Below are 17,892 nucleotides of genomic sequence, written 5' to 3'. Positions count from 1 at the left end.
CCAATCCTCCCCTGCATATCATCCAACCGAGCTTTCAGACTAGGAAAAGTTCGCCCATCCCGATCCCGGCGTGCAGCGACCACCTCGGCATTCGGGTTAGAGGAGACATCGCTTTGCAGCTTCAAAATGGCTTGGTCTTGCTGTGCGTTTTTTTGCTCGACTTGCGAAAGACGGAGATCTTGCGTCTGATTTTTCGCTTCTACCGCACCGACCGTTGACGATAACGTATTCAGCCCCGTTTGAAAGGTAGAAACAGCACCTTTCACGGCATCAAGCTGACGATCCTGTTCATCGTCTTTATCTTTTAGCTCACGGAATTTATCCTGTAAGCTCGGTTTATTCTCTCTGGCATCATCCAGCTCCTGGAGGTAGGAGTCGATTTCGGCGTGGGTACGTTTTCCCTTGTTGGCCAACTGATTATGATCGAGGACGACTTCGGTGCCTGTTCGGGTGATTCTGACCGACATACGTTCAGCTCCTTTTCGATTTATTTGGTATAAACGGCGGACAAATTGAGCCCAAAATGGACATGCGTCGTTTTATCAACGAGTGCTGGATCGGTCTCACGGGAAATCCGCGTCCAGAAAACTTGTTCATTTCCTGCCGCAGTATCCGGCAGGGTGAAAGAATCGCCCCACGTACCAGGCACGCCGTTTTTGTCTGTAGCGACATCTACTAGCCGCTTGTACTGATCGGTACCTGCATAGGAGGTGAGGACCCCTTCGATACCCGTAAAAGTCCCATGATGCATCGTATTTCGGGCTATCATTTTCACTTCCCTATACTGGTCTTGGAGCATATGACCGAGAAACTCCTCCGTGTTGTCTTGCAGGTGGACCTCATTTCCTTCGCCATCGATAAAAAAGAGGGTGAGAGAGGGGGAAAAGTCGTATTCGTCTCCGCCCCACATTTCCATCTGGTCGCTGGAGCTAATCGTTGTTTTTCCGTCTGCTTCCGCAAAACGGAGGGAGCCAATGAATGGAATAGGATGCTGAGTCATATCAAATTGAATAGATGTTTGGCTTGTCCGACACGTTTTGGAGTCGACAACGGCTCCTGTGGAATCGAGCAGCTCTACACGGGTGCCGGGGGAGAGGTTTGAGACAGTGAGAGTGGGGAGGGAGAAAACGCGGACGTGTTCCATGTCCAGATAGTCGTCTGTAGCGCTGCTGTTGAGAAAGATACCGATTTTGGGAGCAAGGCGGTTGAATTCCTCCGAACCGATGATGTGCCAGATGGCTCCGTCCTCGGACCAATAAGCGGTGTAGGTATTGTAGTCGCGTATTAATCGAAGCCAGGGGAAGGTTTTCACAGTGCCTTGCGATGCATCGTAATATTCTTCGACGTGGAAAAAGTCATTGTGGTTAATGAAGACAGTCAATCCGCCTGTGCTTCCGGAAGCTTTTGGATTGTATGAATTTTTCATATCGAGGACGAATTGTTTCACGGGGGTAAGTGTGTCTAAAAAGAGTTGAAGCGGCTCGGCTCCGCCTTTTAAACGGAGCGAGCCTGGTGCGTCTGATAGCGACCACCTTGAAGAGTCATTTGGTGTCATGTTCCACTTGGAATCGAGGGTAAGAGAATCGAAAGAATCCTCGAAGAGAAACCCCGATTTACGCCGAGAAACTACACTCATAGAAGTACCTCCTTACGTAAATAGCCATATTCGTTTGCCAATCACACATGCCTCAGGGCGTTGTTTCCAGATGGCGAGCAAGCATTTGATCAGTGCTTCGACGCATTTGTCTCCGCTGCCGGGATCGCAGTAGGGGGTGACGAGGACCTTGTCGCAGATCCAGTTGGTTAGTTTGATGTAGTCGATATTGCAGTAATCCCAGACCTCTGTTGTACCTTTTGCTGTAAATACCCAGGTGAAAGTATGCCTTCCTCTATCTACTTGAAACACAGGGGCACCACCAGCATTTGTATAGCTACCTCGAAGAACGCCATCAATGAAAAAGTCCAATTGGCTATTAAAAGGAGAGGGGACAATTGTCCAGTTTTCCGTTGCTTTGAAATTTCGGAGCTTGAACGTAGTCAAATAGCTTTTGCCAGTCCACTCGCTTATTTCGCCTTTTTGTTCTGTAGTAATTTCGACACGTACTTTAGATACGGAAGGTTTGGATAGGTTTTCGAGGGTAAAGTCGTAGTTTCCGGAGAGATTAACGGTAGTGTTTTGAAGCTTGTTGCCTGTTTGATCATAGATGTTTACCTGAATATTGCTACCGTTACAACCGCCCATCCATATGGGGACGTTGGCAGTCGTTTTGAAGTTGTATACAAACGCTGATGATTTAGGGAGCGGGAGCTTGTCATGGAATGTATACTCTCCATTACTTAATCTCGCTTCGGCATCACAATCTGTATAGAACTTGATTCGGATAGAATAATTTTTACCTTCATCAGAATCATTGGTAATAGCAGCTTTGATTGTTTGTACATCATCAAAATCCGAGTATTTCTCTTCTGATATGATGGTCCCGTTGTCTTCGTCGTAAACTCTTACGCGGACATAGGCATCGCGGCATGGTTTTGATTTTTTACTTTGTCTGATTTCGATTGTATCGATCCAACACCAGGAGTCATCGGGTATGATTACTTGAGTGGGAGGGGGGAGATTGGGTTCATATGGCGAGTTGTCTTTTGGATAAATAGAGCCTAGTTTATCAATGCAATATCTTCCCCATTTTTCTTCAGCTTTTCCCTGGCTGAGAGTAAAGACTCCTCCATTGTCATCTAATCCCCCCCTATGACTTATTCCCTTTAGCAGTTTGTAATCAATACGATAATGTCTACCTTGAGGGACATCATACTTTATGAAATGTTCAGCCTGGCCTGTAGGACCTGCTGATAAGGGGTAAGTATCGATAATTGTTCGATTGGTTATATCCGTTACGGTAACTTCTACTTTTGTGTCGTCATAGTTATTGCTGAATTCACGGTGTTTATTGGATGTTAATTTAAGATTACGGATCGCGATGTAATAGGGGACTTCATCTCTTCCAAGCGTTGAGTCTTTAAAAAAAGTTCGTTTGACGTCAAAGACAATGCAATAGGGACCTGGCTTATTACAATAAAATTTTGGGGCGGCGTGGTGTTTAGCGGCGCTCCAATCTCTTATTTTATAGGGATTCTGCTTGTTTCCTACATTCATCCTCTTATTACCTGTGGTTGTGATTGTTGGGGTATTCCAGCCAATACTTTTACGTGTTACAAGAAGATGAGAATTCGTTTTAGGATCGTATTCCGTCGCTATTGCGTAGCTATATAATCTTTTCGTAGAGACTTGTCGCCCATTTTTATTACCTTGTTGACTATCTAGTTCGTAACAATAGTACTGATAGTCAAACTCAACTTCTAAATGTTCATTCCCCACACTGTCAAAGATAACGTACCAAAAGGTGGAAGAATTATTTTTATTTGCAACCTGTTCAGACGTAATCACATAGGTGTTGTCATAGTGTATCGGTGTCTTTTTAGCAGCGTCAGGATGAGGGCGGAAAACCCATTTGACAGGGACATCGAATGCATTTGGAACATCATAGCCTTTACCAGCATAGATTTTTAATCGCTCGGAATATTTGGCTGATGTGACAGAAGAGTTATTAATAAATCGCCTGAGTGTGTAACCATCTCTTTCAGTTCCTTGCGCAATTGGTACGTTCCCATCGTAGTAAATCTTTACAGGACCTTGGGTATATTGCATCCATCGCACTCTAAATTTCCTTTTAGATTCATATACTTGTTGGTGATCAATAAAAGGGCTATAATCACCCAAATGAGTCTCTGATCCCGCCGGATAGCACTTCTCACCACCTGTAGAAGGATCGGGTTTCGTCGGCGGCTTATAATCGGGATCGGGGTCCTCAACCTCAATTTCATCACAATCTTCAAATACCCATTTTAACGTTTGCTTACCACGCCCCAGTGGAACCAATACGGTACGGCCAAGCGGATCACTTGTGCTTTTGTTTTCAGACCATATTAACCGATTGTTACTATATAAACTGAGATACTCGTAGTCTGAAAAGGAACCACCGTATTCAAACTTTACGAACCCCGGTTCATTCAAATCTATATTCTCGACATACAGGCGGTTCAGGGTACCGTCTTTATTCTCGACCTTAAGTACACCGTCTCCTCCGTGACCTTCCCCATGATAACGAGTAACGATATCTTCCCATTCCCAGTTGTCATCGACACGAATTTCACGTGCATAGTTATCCCGATCATTGAAGTCCTCAGAGAAAATTACTTCATAGTCATCTTCCTCTGAATCATCAACGAGACTTTTCAACTCCAGTTCTTCCGAAAAGTCAAAGGAGGAACCAGGATTCAGGAAGATGTTGTAAACATTTTCTGCACGATCCTTTTCTGTGTAACTGGAGTTTTTGTCTGTTCTCCATTCCCGGTCTACATCAATATAGCTGCCCATCGGTGTTTTATGTTTGCCACTTGAAGACCGATAAGAGAATTCACCAGGATAAGTTTCCTCAAGGGGCTCTTCTGTCAGGTCATCTTGAATCCGAAAAATAACGGTATTACGGCCTTTTACTAATGGGAGCTGTACATTTTTCTCCCATTCATCTCCCGTCGCTTCTAGTTGTTGTACGTCATTGATAATGACAAGGAGTCTTTCTGTATCACGTAAACCAGTAGTAAAACTGAACTCAATCCACCCATCGGCCTCAAGCTCAAGAGTATAGGTGGCATCTCCATTTCCGGAAACAATGGGGTCCTGCATATAAATTCCGCTACCAAGTCCAGGAATCGACTTCCATTCCCAGTGACTCACCCCGGTGAAGGAGAAGTTTAAAGGGTCAGAAACATTGGTGGTTCGTTCCTCGTAGTGATCAATCTCTAGTGGTGGACAAATCAGTTGGACATCTCCTGTTAAATCAACGGTACAGTTGTCACCAATTTCAATATCATAAGAAATGATAGCTGAATCTTCTTGAGTGGAGGAGGAACGTCCATCTAATGACCACTGCCACCCATGTTGTGAGACCGCGGTACTTCCTCGTACTCCTTCGCCGATTTGGGTACGGGAAGCAAATTCTTCATCGAAAAATAGAACAGATTCATTCGTATAGGGAGGGTTATCCACCCCCATTTCGTATTGAAAACTAAAATCTCCAGCGCACTCTGCATCGATGACTCTTTGAACTTTCCTTGAAAGCGTATCGTTAATTCCTGAAAAATAGGTGGTCATAATACTCTTATCTGAAAACGTAATCCATTCCCACCCAGGAATGTTATAAGCCGCATCCCCCAACGTATCCACATCCGGCGGTGTCTGCTCATCCAAGCTCTGCACCACCTCAACGCACTCCACATCTTTAACATAAACCGCATTTTTCCCAAACCGCCGATCACTCATCCGACGCACAAACCAATCAAACTTGTACGTCTGCCCTGGCTTGACGTGAAACTTCGCTTCCTGCCAGCTGTTGTTTTGATTCCATTCCCCGCCAACCTGATTGTTGTTAATAAAAAACAGCAACCCATCGCCAGGAGCAGTGCTAACCATGTACTTAAAACGAATAAAGCCTTGCTTTTTAAAGCGCCACTGAAAAGTCACTTTGCTGGAATTACCGTGCTTGAGAGTGGTCACATCCAGCTTCATGATGTTTTCACTTCCCGCCATCTCATTGGAGCCGACGGAGTGAACCATTTTCCATTCCTGATCTTCCGTCGAGGAGACGTAGCGGAACAAGCCGTGAAATTTATCCGACAACGGGAGAGTCCGCATATCAAAGGTCGGGACTTCTTTATCGATGGCATCGTAATGATTGAGATAGTAACCGCTAAAGTGATGATAGTAAGGAGCCGGACAAACTGGCAGCGAAACATTTTGATGGGTTCCATCCGGCTGCTCGGCGTTTTTCAGGATTTTGTAAATGCAATCGCGTACCATGAGCAAGGCTCGCTGGTAGTCGTTTTTTTGCGGATCGATTTGCTGGTTGACCCACCATTCCAGGCGACGGTACATGTTCCAAAGCGCTTCGCGGCAACGAACCTTGGCATACCAATTTTTGTCCCGGACAAATTGTTCAATCATCTGATCGATCATGCTTTCGAGAGAGTCGAGATTAACCGTCTGCCAACGACCAATCTGACCCTTGCCGGGATCGCCCAAAAGTGGATTCTGATACCCAGCGTAACGATCCTCTGCGCGAGGGCGATTGGGGCTGTCCGGATTGTCCGGATGATTCGGGTGGAATGCGCCCTCTACCAGCGAGGAGCGCATTTTTCCGAATGTGACGTTGCCCACTGATTTAGAAAAAATGCCAAACGTATGACCCAAAATGATCACCTCTAATCGGTAAAATCGTATTGCAGGTTATGATCTACCCAGACGCGGATGCGGTTTCCCGTAACCCAAACACGCAGCGTGTACCATTTCTCTTTTTCCCAGGCAAACGGGTTCATCGGGGTAGAGTACATGGTTGATCTGCCATTCTCTACCTTAAAAAGCTGCATGGGCCGCGGCATACCACTGGCGCTTCCGCCACTGACGACGAACATCCAGTAGTTCTGGTCGTTGTGATATTTGAACACGATGCCAGCGCTGTCTCCATCTGCGGGCTCATCTACTTTGAAATCGACCTCAAACTGATAGTCTGAATAAGTAAAGTCATTTCGAATGTAGCCGCTCATGCTACTGGAGCCTTTTGGATGGGTAAAAGTGCCTTGGTCGCGATTATGCTCCCAAGTGCCCGAGCCAAAACGGGTCCAGTTGTCTTGCCCCATCGCGAGTGCATTCATATCCGTCGTCCATGGATAGTACGCATTGAATGGATCGTGGGGATCGTATGCTTCTGGAACAGAAAAACCACCTGACCAATGCTCGGGATCATGTTCAGCTTCGAGAACATCGTTGGAGTAGTCGTAGACCAAACCTTGTCCTATTTCTTCTATACGATCTGCCCATGCTTTCTTGTAGTCGCGAACAGAAAGTAATGGTTTCTCGATATGACCTTTTCTATGATCCAATTGGCCAGCCAAGTATTCCAGGATGACGGCGTCTGCGAGTTCTTTTTTACCCATGATTTGGGTGAGGAGCGAGGTAGCACGCTCTTGGTTGGAGGCGACCCAATCTGCGTTGATAACAGCTTGATCTGGTTGTTTGTAACTGAGGATGGATTCGATCAGATGAGCTGCTGCTTCCGGCTGATAGGCAATCAGTTGCTCATGCAATACCGTTTGTTTCAGTGCGAGCTTGGCATACTTTCGCCATTCGTCGTCTTGCAGTTCTCCATCACGCGCGCCTTTTTCTGCCACATCGTATAAATCGACGAGGTAACTGGCTCGTTCATGCGGGGAGGTAGCGAAGAGATAGCCGCTGCACAATTCCGTGATTCTGCTGCGTAGTATTGCGGTGACCGGCAACTCGTCAAGGTCGCTGGCGTGAGCGGATTTGCGGGCTGTATGCTCGTCGAACAAAAAGGACGGATCGGGTTCCATGTAACCAAATGGATTCTCAATTTGCAGCTCGGCTGGACGGAATACATCTTCGCCGACCAGTGCTTCTGTAATGGTTGAAGGGGCTGCCTCCATTTGACTGGTGATTTCCACCTCCTCAACCGTGGAAGAGAGCAATACTTCCCGTTTTCCTGTAACCCCGTCCTCCTCCAGATACGAGAGAATCTCATTCTGGCGGGTGGACTCCCATGTCTCAAAGGAAAGAATGCCGGCTCTGTCTTGCAACGCTTTACTGAAAATGACTTCAGATTCGATCAATGCCTGAACCCGTGTCCGCACACCCTCTAAAAATTCTTCATCTACGTAAGCATCGAAAGTTTTGTTGGTCAGCGCCCATTCCATGAGTGCTTCTAAAATACTCTGACCGTCTGTAAGGCGCGAGGCAAAAATCATGTCGTCCATCAGGTGGGAAGGGAATTCTTTGGAAGCAAGGATGTCTTCCAAAAGATGAGCGGGCAGTAAGCGCAAGATGGTTGCGAAGATCATATCTTCTGCCAGGAGACTTGGGCGTACATTTTCCAGATTGGCGAAAATGTCATCCTCATCCTGGTAAAAGGATGGCTTAGGTGCTTTGCCCCCACTAAGATCGATGGCGCGTTCCTTTTCCCAAAGATGAGCAGCATGTACGAGCTGGCGATCTGCGCGAAGGTCATCTTTGATAATCGAAGTGGGACGAGAAAGATCTTTCTTTCCGAGTTCGAAGTGCTGGGGAATCCAGAGCGGATTGGTTTTCTCTCGAAGAGAATCATTGATGGGGTTGGGAACAAACAAGAGGTGACTGTTGTGTCGGGAGCTTTGTTCCAGATAGGTTATGAGCGAAGCATCTGTTTGAATTGTTCGGGTTCCCGTAATCTGTGATAGGAAAATAGCGAGCTCCGAAACTACGTCTCGATTACCAATAGCATATTCCGTGATGAGTGTACCTAGTGATTGATAGGGACGAGCAGCATGGAGTCGAGAGCGATTGATGAACAAGTCATTTCGGTATGGTCGGAAAGCTGTTGGTGAAAAGGAATCGAGGGAGAGAAGACGCGTGAAATCTCGATAGCCCCAGTAGCGATTCTGCAAAAGGGAACCACCTTGGAGCATGGTTCGAAAACCTGTAGAAGCCCGATGGATCGTTAAATCTTGCGTAGCGATCCTGCTTGCATGGTGAAGGAAGTGCAGCAAGGCGTCATACTGACGGGCTTTGAGGTAAGCCCAGTCCATGTCGCGAAGCACCTTCGTCGGTTTTGTTTTCATCCGGTGGAAGGTTTGCACGAAGTGACGGGTCATTTCAAAGACAAAATGACGCTCGCCAATGAAACGGGACCAATCCGTATACATGGCATGTCTGTTATCCCGGCTGGAAAGAGGCAGGTTGTTCTCAATAGATAGATTGTGAGTGATTGATCTGGTTGCGTATTCTCTTTCCATCTGCACAAAAAGAGAAGCCCAAAACTTTCGCCCAGCCAAGCTTCTATCGGTATTTACGAATAAATCGAAGGTAGAGAAACGCTCGCCCGTGAACCATTCATTCATCTTTTTTCCAGCGAAACGCTTAGTCCTTGTTGCGACAGGTTGTTCTTTCCCAATGATAGCTTCGGCAAAAATGGAACGACTCGCCGATCCTGGTGGCAAATCTATATGCAGCTCATCCTTATTCACGCGTACGGACATTTGGGCAGGGTTGAGCTTTGCCATTCCTGCTGCTTTAATCCGATCTGATAAATGTACACGACGAATAACTTGTAATGGCTGCTTGATAATTCGGTCAGCATCCAGGGCATCGTCCTGAAGCAAGCTCTCTTTAAGCGGCGAGCGATCGGATACCACGACCAGTTCCATGGGATTGGCCATGCTGGTATCATTCCGAATCATATCCTGCAAAGAGTCGTGTAGATCAGCAGCAAATGATTTCCGGTTCGCGAGCAAATAATCCAGCATGACCATACTGGCACTTTGTCCGTAGGGAATATAGACGAAGGAATACTTACGGGAGGGCGAAGTCGTGAAAGTTACTTTTCCGATATAGTTGCGAATAGAAGCGTAGTGGTCTGCAAGTCTGAATTGATAGGCTGCTAGAGAAGAAATCCCGGTCAAATGGTTCACCTCCCAAAAAGAAGGGGGAACACCAGAGATGCGTTCTAGTTTTCCCCCTTTTGCTAGCTATACGGTTTTAGAGGGACTTCTTTTAGTAGCGAACTTCCTTCAGGAAAGCGACCCCCATTTTTACGTTGGCGGAGTAGTTCATGAAATTCTGTTCGGTATTATGGTCGAAATAGCGGTACACTTCCTGCTTGTGTTTCTTGGTCGTGTCGCTCGGATCGACATCAATGATCAATTCATCCAAGTGGAGAATGTTGTTTTTTGAAACAGCAATGCAGGCATCCAAGCTGCCGCGGTATCCATCATAGCCGTGTACGACATAAATCGGGCTCAAATGGTAACGGCGTGTCCAAGCAGATGCGTTAAAGCCTTGTGGCTCCAGAAGAAGACCCGTGTCCCCGAGCTTGCTATCGGAATATGCCTTGCCCGGCTGTGGAGCTTGGGTAATGAAGGCAGGGTAGTGCTTTTGGAAGCGAATGCCTGATTTTGTCGCAAGCATTTGCAAGGTGTTGTTGCCAAAAGAAGTGTATTGACCATAATCGTGTGGGGCGATCGGAGCAGCAGGCTCAGTAGCGACAGCTCCAGCCGTCAGCATGATGTTTCCAACCACATCATCCATGTTGTACTTGAACGGCTTAAGTGCGCCTACGTACAGGAAGCTCTTGCGATAATCTTCAAAGTGAACAGCCGGATCGCCAACGGCAACCAGGGAAAGGCGGTTGTTCATCACGTTCATGTACAGGTAGACTGGTTTATCAATCGTACGATCTGTCGGTTTGCCATTGACGACGAATTTCTCGTCAGCCCATTCGAAATTGACTGGATGTCCTTCTGTTGCGAAGGTTTTGGCTGTTGGATTGTAGTCTGTCAATACTTGAACCGTCAAAGAGCTGTGTTCCTTCGGGTTGGTGAAGCCTGGATTGACGAATTTCACATAAAACTCTTTGGTCTCGGTGTTAATTTTGGAGATGCCTTTTAGGACAAGCTCGGAGGTTTTGCCAGAAGCGGAATCTTTTTTGGTGAGATCTGTCATAACTGTCCAGGTCGATTTCTCCTGCGTCTCTCCAGCGGTTGCGTTATGGGGATAGTTAGTGATTTGTTCGATTTCAGATTTAATGGTATCCAGGAGCTCTTTAGAAGTGGTGATTTTTTCAATGTATTTAAAATTGGCCATGTGAAAATCCTCCTTTAATATACTTCTTTTAAAATGGCGATGGTGCAATCGGTAGGGTTGGGGGAGTACTTGAAGAAGTTTACAGGGGTATTGATTCGGAAGAACTTGTATACCTCTGTCCAAGTTCCGGCAGCAGGGTCCTTCGGATCTTTTGGTTCCTCTGTATCTACGACGAGCTCGTCCTTGTTGATCAGATTATGGTCCTCGATTGCTACGACACTGTCGAGGTAGCCACGATAGCCTTCGAACTGGTGTACCAGATAGATCGGCGATGCATGATATTTCTTCGTCCATTTCGAGCTTTGGAAGCCGTTTGCTTCGAGTACCATTTTGGACAGCTCAGGAGGGATTGTGCCCACTCCATCGTATTTGGGGAGCTGGGTAATAAAGGCAGGGTAGTACGCTTGGAAGTAAACGGAGCTACGGGTTTGCAGCATGGAGAAGGAGTACATGCCGTTGGAGGTATAGCGTCCCCAGCCCGAATAGTTAGGATTTGTGTCCTGCTTGATGTCGGCTGGAAGGAAGCCTGATTTTTCCTTGGTCAAATCACCCATGCCGACTGTAATTCCAAAATTGCCTTTGTGATCATAGTCAGCAAAAGGAATCGTTTTTCCGATATAAGCAAAGCTGCTGTAGTAAGCATCCATATCAGGCGAAGGGTCGCCTTCAATTACGATTGCTACACGATCATTACTTACAGAGAGGTTGTATTCCACCCAATAGTCTGGGCGACGCTTCTTGTTTGGTACCCAAGAGACGACAGAGTCGGCGCCGTAGAAAAAGTGGGAGGAAGGGCTTTTAATTTCGACCTTGTCGTCGTAATCGAGTGCCCATGCTTCATGAGGCGGGATGTATTTGTCGGTATCTTCAGGATTGTTCCATTTGTTGTATTGAAGTTCAGCTTGTTTTTGATCGAGGACGACCGGGACTTTGCCGGGAATAACTGTGCTCATATCGCAGGCAAGCTGGTACGTATCGGCAGAGTTTCCAACGGGATTTTTGCCTGTGAAGCCTTTGCCGTAGGACACATCCAGATAGTTGTACTGCTGGATGGGATGCTTCAACATGACGAAGTAGTCGTTAGGCGTTTGGCCTGTAGGTACGTCAGGAACGGATTTTAGGACGACCGTGTGGTCGTAGTGATGGACGGGGTTGGCAATGTATTTGACCATTCCGAATTTGTAGAGGGTAGGACGAACATAAGTCCATTCCCAAGAGTAGTAAAATACCGACCATTGACCTTTTGAAAGAAGATCGTTCCAATCAGAGGGCATTTGTGTAATGAGTTTATACTCATCCCACTCTTTTCCAGGGGTAAATGTTACCCCATCCAACTCATACTTGCCCTGTTGTACCACATAGCATTTCTTCTTGACAGTGTTGGCAGGGTCGGTATCATCGACATTCACCACCAGTAGACCAGGAACAGGAAGGGTGATGTCGTTTCCTTCATCATTTTTATAGACAAACTCTTTCACTTGGATTTTTTTGTTTGATTTAATATTTTCTGTATTGATCGTTTCGAAGATATAGCCATCTGCATCAACGAGAAGAGTCCCTCCATTACCTCGTAACTCCCTCAAATCCGGCAAAACATAAACCGGGTAAGTCTTCCCATCCGTATGCTTGTACGTCCCTTGCGTATTCGCAACAGTCGTCTTCTGATACGTAACCCACTTATCTTCATTAACCTCAAACACCTTTTCCCAGCGGTTCTTAGTATCCGGGATTTTGGCATTGACGATTTCATCAGCCAGCTTGTTGATGAGCAAATCGGCTGTAACCTCGCCCTCGATCCAAGCTACTTGTTTACTAGGCATCCATACGCCTCCTTTACAGTTTCTTGCGTAAAAATTTTACATTGTACCAAACTTTCTTTTCCGTACCTGAAATGTTGTGGAAGTCAAAGCGGACTTGCGCATTTGGCTTCAACGGATAGACGATCCCAAAGCTGTTTCCCATCGAGACGGACTCCGGCAGCTCTTTGGTATAAATCGTTTCACAGACCTTCACGCCGTCCAGACTCAGCTCCCAGTAATCGCCGACGCAGTAATTATTGGTAGCAAACGCCACGGATAAAAATTCTGTCGGGTAGGGAAGGGCATAGGTATCGGAAAAGACTTGCTTGGACGCAGTCACATCAATCATGCGTCCACGAATGAAGGGCTCAGTAAATTTGGAAAAGTGCGGGTAGGGGAGCTCACGTACTTTGTCAATCACGCCCCCGCCCGAATAAACAACGGAGAAGCCCACTTGTACTCACCTCTCTTTCTCTATACGAAGGACATCGGTGCCAGTTAAGAGGCCCCTCGTATCATAGAGTAGACGGATCAGATAAGATCCTACCGTTTTTCCGTCAGGTGCGAAGCCTGCAGCGGTAACCGAGGTCAAGCGCCAAAGAGAATAGTACTCCCAGTCTGGATGGAGCTGATCGACTTCAAGCGGGAAGGTGGTCGTGTCTGTAGAGCCAAACGTGAGGGAAATATCCAGCATGTAGCCAGACTCATAGAATAGCTTTGCACCCGTGACCTTTTCCGGATCGAGGGGATGCTCTCGGATTAGACGTACAGAGGGCTCCTCGACGAACGGGTCTGCTGTGACTGTCGTGGTACGGTGGACTTCATCACGGATCAGATCGAGGATCGGATAAATCAAATAATCATTCGCAATCCCAGCCATTACACAATCGCCCCCTCGTTGTTGCTCCAAAATAAATCGAGGATTTGCATATAGCCGTTCTGCGCATCGAACATCGATCGGATTCCTTTGATGGTATACGCTTCTCGGGTGGTTGTATTAGAGTCGATAATGTAAATACGATCGAGGACATCCAAGGCAGGGTTGCCAGGGATGGAAATTTGCAGCGTACGGCACAAGCGTTTTATATCAAAAAATGTTCGTCGCGCGGCCTGTCGCTTCAATTCGTCTGTCTTGGCAGAGGGAACGTGCCTCACGCCTGTGCGGACCTCGCCTTTTAACTCCATCAAAATCTCGGTATCTACGAAATGACCAGCCTTATTTTCTTCGTCCAAAATGACAAGATGGCTCCTGCCACGGGAAAAATCGATCGTCTTATGAATCGTGATCAAATTATCGTGCTCCGTAAAAGTAGCCACAATCGGCCGATTCATATCAATCTCTTCCAAGCGATACGTGCCATAACGGTCACAATAGGAACGGAATTCTGTATCTTTCATGATTTCCGCGATGGCTTCTCCGACTTTGTATTGATACGATTCGAATTTGCGTCCGGGTGGCTCAATAAAAGGATTTTTCCAACCCTTTGGGGTCAAAATGGATTCGGCATCGACTTCCACAAATTCGCCCTCTTTATCGGGCACAGCCTTGAAAACCTTGCCTGTTGCCTGCGTCACGTGGGTATAGCTTGTCTCTTGTACAATGGCATAGGGGTAGTAAATGTCTTGCGGATTGCTACGCCAGCCGTACATTCCTGCATGGGCAATCAAGTCTTGTACAATGGCGGATTTGAGGTAGGCGGCTTTGGCAGTTGGTTCAGTTGGGACAGGTGCGGTACCCTCCCATTCAGGGATCGAATCAAACTCCGTGCTGGAACGGAACTTTTGATAGATTTGCCACACGCTGTTATACCAATTCGTATCACTCGCCCATTGGTAAGCCCCCTTGTCTCCTCCTTGCCAAAAATATTTGACGTCGTCGACTGATTGGAAGCGCCAGCCTTTGCTTGCCATGGCCTCCCGATAGCGAACGGCTCCGCGGTAGAGCTGTCGCTCGATCCCTTGGTATTGCGGATCGCATTTTTCACCGGTATAGCATCCATACCCGAGAATGAAGTCTCCTGGAGGCAGACCTTTCCCCAGCGTCCCCATTTTGGTTTCGTGCTCCGCAATGGCTAACAGAAATTTATAATCGAGCTCTGGACCCTGCTGCTTGGCCTGCTTTTTGGCCATCGAGATAATTTTGTCCCGACGAGACATCGAGGAAAAAACATTGGTATCATGTGCGGCAGAATGTCCGATGTCTGGGGGATATTGCTTGTCCTCAGTAATTACCTTGTTCAAAATCTTCTTGTACATATCGCGGCAGTAAATGGTCATGGTCGATTCCTCGCCATTTAAATCGAGCTTGTCGATCAGCCCAGTAAACACGCGCATTAAATTCAGGCCATAGCCCATGTAGATCCGAACAGGAGTATTTTCGGAGAGGACACCGACATGGAATCCATTCACAAAATAAGACCAGGGGGTTTCCTTGTAGGTTTCGGGAAAGTAAAACGGATTATAGTCCGGGCTGTAGTAGCCGTTCGGGTTTGAAATCGTGATTCGTGCCTCACAGGAATCCATTTCAAACTGGTCGTCCATTTCGATGTGGGTAATATTGTCCAGAGTTAGGGTGTCCATATAGACGAACTTTCCGACCTGGAGCGATACTTTTCGCGGCTGTCCAGGCATGAAGGTGCTCGTAATTTCCCGTTCCTCAAAAAACTCCTGCTGCACCGTCGGATCGACTTTGTCTTTGTTCCCGTACAGGTCGGGGCGCCCTTGCAATTCCTTGATCTGAATGTACTGGAGGGAAAAACGATTGACTTGTTTTCCATTCCAAAACAGCTCGATACGAATTTCCATTTCGCCATTGGGAAAGGGGATATCACGAATCTCTACGTTTTCTGTCCCGGAGAATTTGTTGACCTTGATTTGCATTTTTCCATTGAAAAAAACGCGCAGCTCGCCGGCACCTTCACCGAAGTTGGTGGAGAACCCCATGCTAAAAATGCCGGGGTGAACAGAGGTCAGCTTGAGATTCATGCCAGTCGTTACGGTTGGGGAGGGGAAGACGGTCTTGTACCCTTTGGGATCAAAGGTAAAGGTGAGATTGCTATGCTCCGTCGAGCTTCTCTCGATCATGGATAGCTTTTTGGTTAGCTCGTCTACTTTGTAGACAGATTTTGAGTGCCACGTATTATTGGTAAACCGTTCCTCAAAAAGAGTTGCTCCTGGCGTTCCAACATAGGTGGCATCGGTTGTGACTCCTGCACCGTTATTGGAAGAGGCAGCAAACAGATACTTCGAACCATTCATATAAGGAAACGGATCGATAACGGCTTTTCCATTCCAGACCTCAAAGTGCAGATGAGCTCCTCTTCCTTTGGAGCGGGGGGAATTGGGATCGTCATAGGTGCCCATGTCCGTAACGCCGGCAGAGCGGACGTCTCCTGTATTGCCGCTTTTCCCGATAATAGTGCCTTGCGTGACGTAATCCCCTGTTTTGACGTGGATTTCGCTCATATGGGCGTAACGGGTCCATATGCCATCCGCATGCTGAATTTCTACGCGAAAGCCAAAGCTCGTATATTTTTCAGACACAGTCACTTTTGTTACTTTGCCAGCCCAGGCAGCTTTGATAGGTGTACCGACTGGACAAGCGATATCAATCCCTTTGTGGTTGCGGTTGTCGCCCATATAGGCTGTAATATCTCGGATGCTTTTGCCCTCAACAGGAAAGACAAAGGGGATCTTGGAGAGAGCAGTTCCCCCGTCTCCTGAACCATCTTGAATGATGGTGCGGGTCAATGTTTTCTCTTCCCGCGGATCACTCATAATGAAATCGAGTTCTTCGGTACGGCCTGGCACGAAGACGAGTCGATCTACCTCGACGCGGCACGAGGGCTTCGATAATTCTCCGAGTTTGAGTCTCTCGGAGAGAATTCTACGCAGCTCATTGGACATCGTTTGCATGAAAGCACCTCCTATTTAAACCGTTCCAGGGACCATTTTCGAAAGCGATTCAAAAAAGAGACGGCCTGTGCCCGGGTAAGTAGTGAGTAAGGCATAAACCATTTTTCTTTGTCCTCCGCGTTCGATGACGATACCTCGTACATATGGTTGACGACAGCCGCTCCATCGACGAAATTGTTGATCGCAATGCCTTCGATCAAGTAATCTCCGTTGCCAAACCGCTCGTCTTCCATAGAAAGGACGGATGGTGCCCACCATGAAGGCTTGCTGCCAGTCATCCCACCGTTTAGCGCAATTTTTTCCCCGGTGTTGCTGTTGTACATATACTTTTCGCGCCCGACATCTTCAAAGCGGGTACTCGTCTCTTTGACGTAAAAGAAATGAACGTTTTTACCTGCCTCAAGCGGCATGTTGAACAGTACCGTATGATCATCAAATTCTTGATAATCGGAACTGCTCACCACTTTTCCATCCACTTTGATGGCAAGTTGCTTCTTACCTGCAGGATAAGTACCGTTCAGGCGAAAAACACGTTGCCCCTCGTATGCCGTATAGGATTCATCCAACCGCTGTGTGGGAGGCTGTGAATCCGTAAAGCGTTGGTAAAAAGAACGCCGAAGCCGGTCAATGAGCAGAAAAGCCTCTGCCCGATTGATGTAGGCATTGGGAAAGAAGCGGTCGTTTCTCCATACGCCAGGACTTTTCACCGAAAAATATCCGCCTCGCATAAACAGAGCGCCGTTTTCGTAGCTGTTGTAGATGAAGCGCACCTGTACGCCGTTTAAATTGTAAGGAAGATAAATCGTTGCACCCGGAGCGGGACTGACCATGTAGACATCTTGCTTGAGTCCGATATATTTTTTGGCGAGTTCTTGGGCAGGCGTCGATTTCCATTCCTCTTCTGGCACATCCATTCGCTTCAAGGAGCGACCATATGCGTACAAATACTCGTTGAATTGACGACTGAACGGATTGTAGAAATACGTGTCTCCGTTATCGAGGCGTTTGTTCGGGTAAGCAAAGGAAGAGGAGTTGGGGGGGATCGGTTTGCCAAAACGGTCCAAGGCAGGCTTGCCGAAGCTGGAAAAGGCGACAACCGAGTTGGCAGATGGTGCGTAATACAGCTCGACGTCCGTTTTGTTCGGGTCAGTTTGATTTGGCCGAATTTCTTTGAAAAGGGTTTGCGTGCCGTCAATATAGACAAAGAGGGGGTTATCTGCACCCGGTGTCAATTTGGCTGCGAGCGTAAAAACTTTTTGTCCGGTGGAGCCCTTTTGCTCCTCATACAGGTAAGGAGCATTGCTTTCAAAGGAGCCATAAGCAATTCCTTGAATGAACGGTTCTCCGTCAGCCATCAAGTAATTGCTGGCCTCCATTACTTCATTAAAAAACCAGTCTTTTTCATTCACATCAGCCCAGCTGATCATTTTC

General features: G+C 47.1%; 9 protein-coding genes and 1 pseudogene. All 10 read right to left on the bottom strand.

Translation table 11 applies throughout. From position 1 onward, the window contains the following. Positions 1-467: pseudogene (locus KB186_RS16350) on the bottom strand (discoidin domain-containing protein); the annotation flags it as partial. Between the two features lie 20 nt (positions 468-487). After that, on the bottom strand, positions 488-1,636 hold the full coding sequence (locus KB186_RS16345; protein WP_173610655.1) for a beta-xylosidase family glycoside hydrolase: 1,149 nt from the start codon (positions 1,634-1,636) through the stop codon (positions 488-490). 12 nt (positions 1,637-1,648) lie between these two features. Next, positions 1,649-6,316 (bottom strand): hypothetical protein, encoded by a 4,668-nt coding sequence (locus KB186_RS16340; protein ID WP_232773991.1) that lies wholly within the window; start codon positions 6,314-6,316, stop codon positions 1,649-1,651. Between the two features lie 2 nt (positions 6,317-6,318). Then, positions 6,319-9,576 carry a 3-keto-alpha-glucoside-1,2-lyase-like domain-containing protein gene (locus KB186_RS16335; protein ID WP_232773990.1) on the bottom strand — a complete coding sequence of 1,086 codons (3,258 nt, stop codon included), beginning with the start codon at positions 9,574-9,576 and terminating at the stop codon, positions 6,319-6,321. A gap of 82 nt (positions 9,577-9,658) precedes the next feature. Continuing rightward, positions 9,659-10,747 (bottom strand): hypothetical protein, encoded by a 1,089-nt coding sequence (locus tag KB186_RS16330; protein WP_221866799.1) that lies wholly within the window; start codon positions 10,745-10,747, stop codon positions 9,659-9,661. Between the two features lie 14 nt (positions 10,748-10,761). Then, on the bottom strand, positions 10,762-12,567 hold the full coding sequence (locus KB186_RS16325) for a hypothetical protein (RefSeq protein WP_173610652.1): 1,806 nt from the start codon (positions 12,565-12,567) through the stop codon (positions 10,762-10,764). A gap of 13 nt (positions 12,568-12,580) precedes the next feature. Next, entirely contained in the window at positions 12,581-13,000 is a 420-nt protein-coding gene (locus KB186_RS16320) for a hypothetical protein (protein ID WP_047072281.1), read from the bottom strand. A 6-nt stretch (positions 13,001-13,006) separates the two neighbouring features. Then, positions 13,007-13,426: a hypothetical protein gene (locus KB186_RS16315; RefSeq protein ID WP_173610651.1), complete on the bottom strand. Its 420-nt coding sequence runs from the start codon at positions 13,424-13,426 to the stop codon at positions 13,007-13,009. Beyond that, the gene (locus tag KB186_RS16310) at positions 13,426-16,461 is read right to left on the bottom strand and encodes a M23 family metallopeptidase (protein ID WP_173610650.1); all 3,036 of its coding nucleotides are present in this window, start codon (positions 16,459-16,461) and stop codon (positions 13,426-13,428) included. The genes KB186_RS16315 and KB186_RS16310 overlap by 1 nt, the downstream gene beginning before the upstream one ends. An 11-nt stretch (positions 16,462-16,472) precedes the next feature. Next, a complete protein-coding gene (locus KB186_RS16305; protein WP_173610649.1) occupies positions 16,473-17,888 on the bottom strand; it encodes a hypothetical protein in 1,416 nt (471 codons plus the stop codon). Positions 17,889-17,892: the final 4 nt, after the last annotated feature.

It is taken from the genome of Brevibacillus sp. AF8, assembly GCF_021270385.1.
Taxonomy (GTDB): Bacteria; Bacillota; Bacilli; order Brevibacillales; family Brevibacillaceae; genus Brevibacillus.
This window is presented reverse-complemented; position numbering and strand designations above follow the sequence as displayed.